An 11,820-nucleotide genomic window follows, 5' to 3' on the forward strand; every position below is an offset into this window, starting at 1 on the left:
GTTGTTGCCGATGTTTCAATTCTTCGGGGGTGTAGCCGACAATCTGGGCAAAGGCATCGTTGACCTGGATAAATCGCCCCTGCAAGTCCACAAGGGCAATTCCATTGGGGGCCAGCTCAAAAATCTGCCGAAAATGGTTGGCGCTTTGTTGCCAGGCTTGCTCTATACGACGCCGTTCGGCTTCCAGTTGCTTGGACTCAGTGATGTCTTCGACGATCCCTGCCACCCGATAGATTTTGCCCTCTTTGTCGGCGATGGGAAAGGTGCGTTCTCGCAGCCAAATCAGGCGGCCATCAGTGTGATAAATGCGGAAGACGACATCGGTGGATTTGCCCTCCGATTGGGCTTTGAGGATGGTGGGGAACAACCAGCGATCGTCGGGGTGGATCTGGCGCATCCAGGCTTGGGGGTTGGCGTAAGCCTCTTCGGCGGAAAGGCCCCAAAGGGCTTCGCAGGCTGGGCTGACGTAGATCAGCTCTTTGCTGTAGAGTGTTGTGATCCAAAACAGTTGCTGCGTATTCTCTGCCAGTTGCAGAAAACGATGCTCGCTCTCTCGGCGGGCTTCTTCCAATTGTTGTTGTCGTTCTTTAAGTTGACGGGATGCTGTGATGTCAGTAACAAATCCTTCAAAATAGAGGGGATCCCCTTGGTCGTTGTAGATGGTACGGGCATTTAAAGAAATCCAAATTAGCCTGCCATCTTTGCAGCAGACTTGGTGTTCAAAATTCACAACTTGACCTTCTCTCAGCATGCGCTGGATGAATTCGGCTCGTTGCTCCGGATCGCTATAGATTTGGGTGCCAATATCGGAGACGTTGTGCATCAAATCCTCAGGGGATTCGTAGCCGAAAATATGGGCCAAGGCCGGGTTGGCAACCAGATATTTGCCCTCTAGGGTGGTTTGAAAAATGCCTTCGACGGCGTTCTCGAAGATCTGCTGGTAGCGGGCAGCAGTGCTGCGGCTGTCCTGCAGTTGGGATTGGAGCTGCTCGAGGGTTTGCCGATGCTCCTGGGCCTGGAGAAGGATTTGCTTCAGGCTGAGGGCAACGAGGTCAATCTGTTCCCGTTCAAAGGAACTCAGTTGGCGAGGGTGGCAGTCGAGCAGGTGCAGATCGGCCAACCGGATCCCCTGCTCAGTTTGCAAGAGAAAGGACTCATGAAAAGGCCATTGCTCAGAGCCGACATCGGGGTTGAAAGGTTCTCCGGCTGGGATCCCTTGCGGATCCCGGTAGAGGATCCCTTTTGAAGACGAGTGGGGATCCGATCCCGGCTGATCCAGTTCCAGATAGACCAAGGGCACTTTCAGCAGTTGACCCAGTAATTGCAACAGCGGGTACAGCGCTGTACCCAGTTCGGTTTGAAGGGACTGCCCTTCCCTGGGAGCAGTCCGCGGGAAAGCAAAACCGTGCACAACGGATCTTGGCGAGCGAGAAATGGGAGGTGACATGGGAAAACCTGGCCGAGGAGCTGGCTCAACCCAGTCCATCACGACAGATCGGGGGTGCCTGGTTGGGCTGATCTCCACAGGGAAAAGGAGCAGGCGCACCCACCCTGCACCCACTCTACTCTAGCGATACTCTGGAGAAACTTACTTTGAAACTTACTTTAGTGAAACATGCTGCTGACGGAGCTATCTTCATGGATGCGCCAGATCGCTTCCCCCAGCACATTGGCTACCGAGAGAACGGTTAACTCGGGAAAGTGCTGCTCTGGAGGGATAGGGATGGTGTTGGTGACGATCACCTCTTCAAATAGACCACCCCGCAGGCGTTGAATGGCCGGCTCAGAAAAAACAGGGTGAATGGCGCAGGCGTAAACCGCCTTGGCCCCCAGCTTGCGCAGCAATTTTGCCCCTTCCGAGATGGTGCCTGCGGTATCGATCATGTCATCCACAAGGATGGCAGTTTTCCCCCGCACATCCCCAATCAGATTCATGACTTCCACATCGTTGTGGGCTTGGCGGCGCTTGTCAATGATTGCCAGAGGGGCTTCCTTGAGTTTTTTGGCAAAGGCACGGGCACGAGCCACACCCCCCACATCGGGAGAGACGACCACAATGTCTTCGTCGAGCAAGCCCTTTTCCTTGAGGTAAGCCTGTAATACCGGCTGGGCGTAGACGTGGTCGAGGGGAATGTCGAAGTAGCCTTGAATCTGAGCCGAGTGCAGATCCATGGCCAGCACGCGATGGGCCCCTGCCTGGGTGATCATGTTGGCCACCAGCTTGGCGGTGATCGCTTCTCGTCCTGCCGTTTTGCGGTCGGCACGAGCGTAGCCGTAGTAGGGCAAGACAGCGGTGATCTGCCGGGCAGAGGCGCGGCGACAGGCATCGATGATCACCAGCAGTTCCATCAGGTGGTCGTTGACGGGGCGGCAAGTGGGCTGCACCAAGTAGACATCGGCACCCCGAATCGACTCCTGAATTTGGATGTACAGCTCGCCATCGGCAAAGCGCTTGCGCAACATCGGGCCCAGATCCATGCCCAAGTAACGCGCCACCTCTTGAGCCAGAGCCGGGTTAGCGCTGCCTGAGAAGATTTTGAGGCGGTTGCTATCCGAGATGGGTGGCAGGGGGGAAGGGCGGAGAAGAGGGGCAGGGCGAACCACAGATCGATGCTGAACTCGTCCGTAGCCAACGCCTGACGGCGAGCTGCCGCTATCGTAGCACTGGCGCTTGCAACCTCAGCAAGTGTATTCTTCCGGATTTTGAGTTTGGGGGGAGCAAGTTACCATAGTCAAGATGAAGGTCGAGCTGCTGCACATCCACAAGCGTTTTGGGGCGGTACAGGCGAACCGCGATGTGTCCTTGCGGGTGGAGGCGGGCACAATCCACGGCCTGCTTGGGGAGAATGGGGCCGGCAAAAGTACCTTAGTTAAGATCCTGAGCGGCTTTCTGCGCTGCGATCAGGGGGAGATTTGGATCGATGGGCAACCGGTTCGCATCGACAGCCCTGCAGCAGCCATTCGCCTGGGCATTGGCATGTTGCACCAGGATCCCTTGGATTTTCCTTCTCTGACGGTGCTGGAAAACTTTATTGCCGGGCAGCGGGGGCGCTTGGGTTTGGGGCTGCGGGAAAGCCGAAGACGTCTCGAGAAAGCCTGTGAAGAGTTTGGTTTCAATCTCAACCCCGATGGAGCCATCGGCAGTTTGACGGTGGGGGAACGGCAACAACTGGAAATGCTGCGGTTGCTTTCCCTGGGGATCAACACCTTGATTTTGGATGAGCCAACGACGGGCATTTCTGCAGCGCAAAAAGATCTTCTGTTCGCGGCTCTGAGAAGGTTGGCGGAGCAGGGCAAATCGGTGATCTTCGTCTCCCACAAGCTGGCCGATGTGGAGTGCCTTTGCGATCGGGTGACGGTGATGCGGCAGGGGGAGGTGGTGGGGGAGCTGCCTGTTAGAGGTGAGGACATTGCCCTGCTGGAACAGCGGTTGATCGATTGGATGTTCGGGCGGGAGTTGGCACCCCCGGCTCGGCCCCATTCTCCGCAAAGGAGGGCGGATCCCCTGTTGGAGTTGCGCTCCCTGGTGGTGCGGCATGAGCCGTTTGCCTTGGCTTTGCCAGATCTGGCGGTGCAGCCGGGGGAAGTGATTGGGTTGGCCGGTTTGGAAGGCAGTGGGCAACGCTCTTTCCTGCTCACCTGTGCAGGGTTGTTGCCGCCCAGGCGTGGCCGGATTCTGTTGGGGGGGCAGGAGATGACAGGCCGTCCTTACGGCGACTATCTGCGCTGTGGGGTGGGGTTTTCTCCGGCGGATCGGCTGCGGGAAGGGCTGATCCCCGGCTTAACCTTGCAGGAGCATTTTGCCCTCCAGCAGCAGGATCCCTGGATCAACTGGGCTCTGGCCCGTCAACAGGCCCAAGCGGCCATTGAACACTTCAGCATTCGCGGTCACCCCTACAGCCGGGTGGAGCAACTCTCGGGGGGCAACCAGCAGCGCAGCCAGTTGGCTCTCTTGCCCACACCCCTGAGTCTTTTGCTGATGGAGCACCCAACGCGAGGGTTGGACATTGAGTCGGCGCTGTGGGTCTGGGGGCAATTGCTGGAACGCACCCAAACGGGTACGGCTATTCTTTTTGCCTCTGCAGATTTGGACGAGATCCTGCAGTACAGCGACCGAGTGATGGTGTTCAGCGGCGGACAGGTCTCGGAACCCATTCCGGCGGCGGAGCTCACCGTTTCGCGGCTGGGGCAGATGATGACACTCCCCGTCACCAACAGCAGCGAGATTCCAGGGATCCCGACTGAGGTTTAGAGGGCTAATCGAAGCCCTCTAGCGGTCGCGTCAGCGGTGCGTAGCTCTTTCGCTTTGCCGCAGCAGGAGAAGGATTTGAGAACGGCATGGCAACCGGCTAGAGCAAGGCTTAGAGTAGCAGTAGCCCCAAGCCTTTTGCTCAAGGAATCTGGCCATGGGATCCCAGGATCGCGCTCCGCCCTCAGGAACAGAGGAGCCGCAATCTGACCGTTCGCGCTCCTCGGACGACGTCCTTTTGCAGCTCACCGTTCGGGGATCCCGGCAGCAAGTCTTGCAGGGTTTGCGGGCCTGGCTGGAGCTGAGCTTGCTGACTCCAGAGCACTTTCGCTTGCTGGTGGAGCAGTATCGGCTAGAGGGGGAGGAACCAAGGTCAGCGGCAGTTTCCCCCAGCGACGAGATCCCGGCTCGTCTTGGCTCGGCCTACGTGCTCTGGATTTTGGGTTTGTTTGGCATCTGTGGCCTGCACCGTTTTTATCTGGGCCGCTGGCGGACGGGTTTGCTCTGGCTGTTGACCTTTGGGCTGCTGGGGATCGGTCAGCTCCTGGATTTGATTTGGATCCCAGGGATGGTGCGAGAAAGAAATGCTCGCCTGGCCGGATCTGGGGTTGAGGAACCTGCGGTCGAGGGGGGAGAAGAGCCCCAAGCTGCCCCTCAATCCACTCGCGCTACTCGGACGGAGTCCTTGCCCCCCCCTACCCCGGCGCTGGCTGTTTTGCTGCGGAACTTGCTGTCAGAGCTGAGCGTGGCTTGGCTGTTGCTGCTGGGCCTGTTTTTGGTGGTGGTGTCCTCGGGGGTGCTGGCGGCCAGCCACTGGGAGCAATTTTCTCCAACTGCTCAGTATGGGGTGCTCTTGGCCTATACGGCGGCTTTTGGGGTAGGTGCTGGATGGATCCAACGGCAGGAAGGGCTGCGTCTAACCGGTCAAACCTTGGAGGCTATTGCCCTGCTGCTGGTGCCGGTGAACGTGTGGGCCCTGGATGGGCTGGGGATCCTTTGGGGGATCCGCATCCTGGCGCTGGGCTTGCTGCTGGGGATCCCGTTGACGGCTGAGGGTCGGGTGCGCTCGCTGGGTTCAGGTGCCGGCTTTCGCGACAGCGGTGTGGAGCCCAATGCCTTTTACGGAACCTTGGTGAACTTTTTGGCCCTCTCTGGCTTGCACGCTTTCTGGAGCTTGGGGCCGCAGGAGCTTCGCCCTGCTTTTGTCCTGGGGATCCTGTATCTGGGGATCCTCAGCACCGTGATTTACACCTGGAGCCGCCGGTCTCAGGAATTACGGGGCTCCAAGATCTGGCTAATCGGGGCTGCCGGATCCCTGTTAATCCTACGGGGGCTGCTGTCTGGGCATGTCCAAGTGCCGCAGTTGGGGTTGGCGGTGGCCCTGTTGGGTTGGCTAGCAGCGGAATGGCCCCAGGGATCCCCGCACATCGTAGCAGAAGGCGCTCAGGAGGGGACGCTCTCCCGCTGGTGGGAGGGGAGCTGGGTGCTGTTGGTGGTGGGCTGGCTGCTGGCTGCCATTGGCTTGGCGGAGAGCCCTTTCAGCGGCTGGCAGTTGCTGGGGATTAGCCTGCTGGGGATCCATGTTCTAACCGGGCGTCTGCGCCGACACACCCAGTCGCCCCAGCGGGACGAAGTCCTTAGGGTGCATTTGACGTTGCTGTTCTTGCTGGGCCTGGAAACTTGCTGGGCTTTTTGGCAGGTGTGGCCCCCAAGCTGGCGGCAAGCAGTTGTGGCTACAGTGATCAACTGGTTTCAGCCCCTTGATTCCCCCTGGGGATTGCTGGGGTTGGTGCTACTGCCCTACGAGGTGCTGTGGTTGGGGTTGGCGGCCCGCTGGCAGAGGAGCACTCCAGAAGCCGGCGAGACAGACTTTTCTGGGCTGGTGGAACCAACAGAGCGCTTGGTTTTGGGGCTAGGGGGATCCCTGCTGCTCTTGAGCCTTCCCTATCCGGCCATTCGCTTTTGGCACTTGCTTTTGAGCGCCGGGATCCTGGCCTGGTGGCTACAACAAAAGTCCAGATCAGGAGAAACTCCCAACTTTCTTTGGGTACTCCTGACCCACGCCTACGGAGTGGGGGCACTGCTGGCCGGGATCCGCTGGCTTTTGCCCGACTTGTTCGCGCCAGCGGTGCGGAGCACTAGCCTGTCCAGTTGGGGAGTGGTTCTGCTGCTGGTGGGCCTATTGGAATGGGCAGGGCGGGTGGCTCTGGGTGGGTCAGGGCGCTTTTGGGGATTGCCCGTGGGGCTGTGGCAGCGAAGTGCAGATGGCATAGGGTCGGTGTTGGTGGGATCCAGCTACTTGGCGTTTTTGCTGCAACGGCTCCCCGAGTTGTCTGCGACGGGTGAACAATCCTTTGGCTGGCTGTGGCTGCTGGTGCCTCTTGTTTTGACGGCAGCTCAGGTATTGGCCCTGCCCCCCCTGGAGTTCATGCCCCGCTGGCTGCAGAGCCTAGAGCAAGGGGGATTGGGATCCCTTTCCTGGCAGCAGGGGATCCCGGAGCGCGGGTCTTTGCGTTTCCCGGCAGTTCTCTCCCTTTTGCTGGCCCAGTTACTCACCTTTGGAAGGCCGGGGGTTGAGTTTCTGGGTCTGGGCTTGGGGTTGCTGCTGATGGCCACTCAGGTGTGGGTGTGGGCCTCTTTCCCCTCCGCCGACCATGAGCTCCACACCGCCAACGCAGTTGTTCCAGCAGAGGTGCTGTTGACAGTGACGTTTGGCTGGGGGTTCGGTCTGGTGGGAATCCATCGGCTGTTCCCCGCTTTAACGGAGTCAGAATGGCTGACGGCCTTGGGGGTGCTGCTGTTGTTCGCGACAGCGGTGCGGAGCACTAGCGGCTGTCGCTACAGCCTAGGGACTCCGTTCCACTACCTCTCTCCCCGCCTTCGGGCAGCTTACCGACCGGTGCTGGATGGCTTTGGCTTTCTGCTGGGGATCGTACTTTTACTTTCCCTAACGTTGCAGACATTGCAGCCAGAAGCAGGTCGCATCGGTGGTGGAAAGTACCTGGATTCCCCAGTGGCTCTGACCCTGGCCTCTGGGACTGTCCTGGTGGCCATTGTTTTGCGGCTTTGGGTGGAAGTGGCTCCCGCTTTTTATCGCGACGGCGGTGTCCATCCTGCTGGCTTGGAGAGCGAAAGCCCGTCTCCTTCCAGGGCGGAGGATGTCTCAACTGGCGGCAGCGGTCAGGAGGCTTCGTCGGCCATCTCATGGTCTGTAATGGAGGGGCTGTCCTATGGGCTGATCTGGGCTTTGGAGCTGTTGGTGGCCAGCAGCCTCTTGTGGGTGGTACAGGGATCCCGTCCTGTTGCCCCTCTGCTTGCCGTCATCAATCTAAGCCTGGGGATCCTCTTTTGGATTGGGCCGGAGAAACTCCTCTTTGAGCGGCCCGATCGCGCTGGTGGGACGGAGTCCTCAGGGGGACAACTCCTGCAGCGGGTCAAGGCTCTGAGTTGCTGGGGGACAGCGCCGCTGATCTATGCCGGCTTGGGCTGGCTGGGATCCCATCTCGAACTCGAATGGAGCGAGCTGACAGGTCTGGGCAGCTTAGGTCTCTCCATCGTGCTGCTGGGCGTGGGGCGCCGACAGTCACCGGAGCAGCACCCCTGTCGCGAACAGGAAGGCCCTCCTCCTACCAACCGGAAGGGGATCCTGGGAGCTTTCGGAATATCGCTGGCGGCCTACGAGAGCTGGGTCTACTTTCTCGGCCAGCAAACTGGGGAATTCTGGGAGGACGAAGCGGCGGTGCTGACAGCTTTGCTAGGGCTGCTCTTGGCAGTGGGCTACTGCCTCTGTCCATCTTGGCTGGTGGCGACCCTGCGGCTGAAAGCGGCCTGGCTGCAGCGGATAGGTGCCGGCAACTGGGGCTTGGCCAGCCTCGCCCTTTGGAGTTTCGCTCTCAGCCCTTGGGGGAAGGGGCTCTGGGTGCTGACGGGATCCGGCCTGGTGGCCTATGCCGCCGGACAGGCGAGAACCTCAACTCTAGAATCTCCAACAGAGCAAAATTGGGTGCCAACGGTCTGGGGTTACCTCAGTGCATGGCAAGGAGCTGGGGTTCTGCTGGGCAGTGTGTTCCTGGGGCTGCCACAGCTATCCATAGCGCGGTGGGCCGGATCCCTGCTCTGTGGGCTGGGGCTGGTTTACCATGGCTTGCCCTGGCGAGGGTGGGGCTGGCCGTCGGATCCTTGGCAGAATACAGCCTTGGTGCTGCCCCTGGCCGCTTTTCTGGTAACCGCGGGAGGAAATAACACCCTTAATCTGCTGCTGGGGGCAACCTACTATGCCCTGCTGGCTATCTGGAGATCCCAAGTGCGCCTGGGCTATGTCAGCCTGTTCTTGAGCAACTGGATCCTGTGGAGTTACGGCTGGCATCAGGATTGGGCTTCCCTGACGTTCTATGCCCTGCCCCTGGTGGGATCCCTGCTCTATGTGGCCCAGGTGGATCCGGGATTACAGGAAACCAACGGACGGCGGGGGCGGCATTGGCTGCGGCTGGTTTCCTTGGGCACATGGCTGCTGGTGGTGCTGGTGGAAACCCACGGGCAACGGTGGACGGGCTTTTGGCCGGTAGGGTTGGGTTTGGCCTTGGGTCTGCTGGGCTTGGCCTTGCGGGTAAGAGCCTATCTCTTCGTGGGCACGCTGGCCTTTGGGCTGGGGATCCTGCGGCAGGGATGGCTGTTGGTAACAACTGATGCGCTGCTGCTCTGGGCCACTGGGATCCTGCTGGGCCTGCTTCTGATTTGGACGGCAGCCAATCTTGAAGGGCGTCGAGAAGAGGTGGGATCCCGCCTCTCCGCTTGGCTAGGGCAACTGCAGAGCTGGGAATAGCTCCCCCCGTGGGAGAGGGGTCGAGAGTGAGCCAGTGGGGCAAGGGGCATGTCAAACTGGTGCTGGCCTTGCTTTGGAGGATGGGGTCTATTGCTGGGCAACGTTGACCCAAAGGTGTCTTCTCAGCCTAGGTGGAAAAAGCTTCTGCGGCAGATCTTGGCTCCTTGGCGCGAGTTCGATGGCATGTTGCTGGCCACGGTGCTGGCCTTGACAGGCATCGGCATTCTTGCCATCCGCAGCGCAGTCTGGGAGCGTCCCATCAGCCACTACTGGGTACAGCAGTTGATCATGGCCGGGATCAGCCTGGTGTTTTTGGGAATGGTAGCCCGGATCCCGTATGAGCGGCTTTTGCGCTGGCACTGGTTCACCTACTTCCTGACCTTGGCAGGTTTAATTGCAGTGCTCTTTTTCGGCACGGCGGGGGGAGGGGCGGAGCGCTGGCTCTCCATCGCTGGCTTTCAGGTGCAGCCTTCTGAGTTTGCCAAGCTGGGGGTAATTGTTACCCTGGCTGCTCTCCTGCACCACTGGCCGATCAAGTACTTCAGCCAGATTTGGGTGGCCGTTGCCGTCATTGCTCCTCCCTGGATCTTGATTTTCCTGCAGCCCAACCTGGGCACTGCCCTGGTGTTTGTGGTGATTGTCCTGGTCATGCTCTACTGGGCCGGAGCCAAGGGCAGTTGGATCCTCTTGCTCCTGTCGCCGGGGGTGGGAGCCATTCTCTATGGCTTACACACTCGCCCAGAGCTGAGCTGGATGCTTTGGGTTTGGCTGCTCTGGTGTCTGGGAATGGCGGGGTTGGCTGCTTGGCGTCTCCCCTGGCAGTGGACGGGGGCCGTAACTTTTGGGGTAATCAACCTGCTCTCGGGGCAGTTGGGTCAGCTAGCTTGGCACCTTCTCAAGCCCTATCAGCGGCGGCGGCTGGAGATTTTTATCGATCCCATGCAAGAGCCCTGGGGAGCCGGCTATCACCTCATTCAATCCCGCATTGCCATCGGAGCCGGCGGCCTCTGGGGACAGGGCATCCAGCAGGGCACCCAAACCCAGCTGGACTTCATCCCCGAACAGCACACGGATTTTATTTTCTCCGCCATTGGGGAAGAGATGGGCTTTGTGGGCACCCTGACGGTGCTGATCCTGTTCTGGATCCTGTGTGCGCGGCTGATCTGGATTGCCCAAGGGGCCAAGGACAATTTTGGATCCCTGATTGCCATTGGGGTGCTGGCGATGATCCTCTTTCAGGCGGTGGTGAACATCAGCATGACCATCGGCCTGGCCCCGATTACCGGCTTGCCTTTGCCTTTTCTAAGTTATGGCCGCTCGGCTCTACTGACCAATTTTCTGGCCATTGGCTTGGTGGAATCGGTGGTGATGCACCGCCAGCGTACTAGTCTTTTCAAGTAGGCAGGCTCAATTTGCCTCCAGCGGGTTTGGCCTCAACAAGGGGAAGCTGCTGCCAGCGTTGGGCAACACTGGCCAAGGATCTTAAGATAGGAACACGGAGCCCCGGCTGGTCGAGCTGGCATGTTGCGTTTGGATCCTGCCCTCTACTTTGACCACAGCGCCACCACCCCGCCTCGGCCTGAGGTGATCGAGGCCATGCAGATGGCGATGCAGGAAAGCTGGGGCAACCCCTCCAGCTTGCACGGGTGGGGAGAACGGGCCGCCATGGCCATGGAGCGGGCGCGGCAGCAGGTGGCCGAGCTGCTTAACTGTGAGCCGGAGGCGCTGCTGTTTACCTCAGGCGGGACGGAGTCCAACAACCTGGCCCTGTTTGGGGTGGCCCAGCGCTACTCTACTCCCCAACATCTCATCATCTCCAGCGTCGAGCACGCCTCGGTGGAGAATGCTGCCCGCCAGTTGCAGTCCCAAGGCTGGCAGGTCACCCGTCTGCTGGTGAACGCCGCCGGCCAGGTGGATCCCCAGACTTTGATCCAGGCGCTGCAACCCAATACCGTTTTGGTCTCCATCGTCCACGGCCAAAATGAGGTGGGATCCCTGCAGCCCATTGCAGAGCTGGGTCAGATCTGTCGCCAGGCGGGGGTGCTCTTCCACACCGACGCTGTGCAGACGGTGGGGCGGATCCCGCTGGATCTGGCGCAACTGCCGGTGGATCTGCTCTCCCTTTCCGGGCATAAACTCTACGGGCCCCAGGGGGTGGGGGCGCTGTACGTGCGCCCAGGGGTGGAGCTGCGACCGCTGCTGCGGGGGGGTGGGCAAGAACGGCGGCTGCGGGCTGGCACCCAAGGGATCCCGGGCATTGTCGGCTTGGGAGTGGCGGCAGCTTTGGCGGCCCAAGAGCTATCTCAAGAAACGGCCCGCCTGCGGCAATTGCAACGGCATTTGGCCCAGTTGCTAGCGGAGGTGCCCGGTTTGCGGCTGACCGGCCCCGTCCGTTTGGAGCAGCGCCTGCCCCACCACCTCAGCTACTGCGCCGCAGGGATCCCGGGGAATGTGCTGGTCAGGGCCCTAAGCCGCCAGGGGATCGCCATTAGCGCCGGCTCCGCCTGTAGCAGCGGCCAACTGATCCCCAGCCGCATCCTCTTGGCCATGGGCCACTCAGAAGCCGAGGCGCTGGGATCCATTCGCCTTAGCCTTGGCAAAGCCACCACCTACGCTGCGGTTGAGTATGTGGCCCGATGTCTACAAACGGAGCTTGCCTCCATCTCCAAATCCGTAGCCTTGGGGAATGCGGCAACTCAATCGCCGTTGTCGATCCCCGTCACCAAATTTTCGGGCTGGAGGCCCGCAC

At 60.1% G+C, this 11,820-nt stretch carries 6 protein-coding genes; 4 read left to right on the plus strand and 2 right to left on the minus strand.

From position 1 onward, the window contains the following. Together NW815_RS08750 and NW815_RS08755 are read right to left on the minus strand one after the other, a co-directional pair. Nucleotides 1–1,327: PAS domain S-box protein (locus NW815_RS08750; protein ID WP_414415912.1), on the minus strand; the 1,327-nt coding region annotated here is incomplete at its 3' end. 278 nt (nt 1,328–1,605) lie between these two features. Further along, nucleotides 1,606–2,604: a ribose-phosphate pyrophosphokinase gene (locus tag NW815_RS08755; RefSeq protein WP_011433256.1), complete on the minus strand. Its 999-nt coding sequence runs from the start codon at nt 2,602–2,604 to the stop codon at nt 1,606–1,608. Nucleotides 2,605–2,737: 133 nt separating this feature from the next. On the opposite strand from NW815_RS08755, the gene NW815_RS08760 reads away from it, so the two are divergent. The 4 genes from NW815_RS08760 to NW815_RS08775 form a co-directional block, all read left to right on the plus strand. After that, the gene (locus NW815_RS08760; protein WP_414389575.1) at nt 2,738–4,252 is read left to right on the plus strand and encodes an ABC transporter ATP-binding protein; all 1,515 of its coding nucleotides are present in this window, start codon (nt 2,738–2,740) and stop codon (nt 4,250–4,252) included. Between the two features lie 154 nt (nt 4,253–4,406). Next, on the plus strand, nt 4,407–9,071 hold the full coding sequence (locus NW815_RS08765; protein WP_414415913.1) for an NINE protein: 4,665 nt from the start codon (nt 4,407–4,409) through the stop codon (nt 9,069–9,071). 90 nt (nt 9,072–9,161) lie between these two features. Then, a complete protein-coding gene (gene rodA / locus NW815_RS08770) occupies nt 9,162–10,472 on the plus strand; it encodes a rod shape-determining protein RodA (RefSeq protein WP_414389631.1) in 1,311 nt (436 codons plus the stop codon). 120 nt (nt 10,473–10,592) lie between these two features. Then, nucleotides 10,593–11,820 (plus strand): cysteine desulfurase family protein (locus NW815_RS08775; protein WP_414415914.1); only part of this gene is annotated, 1,228 nt, incomplete at its 3' end.

Origin of the sequence: Synechococcus sp. R6-7 (assembly GCF_047461695.1) — a bacterium.
Lineage (GTDB): Bacteria > Cyanobacteriota > Cyanobacteriia > Thermostichales > Thermostichaceae > Thermostichus.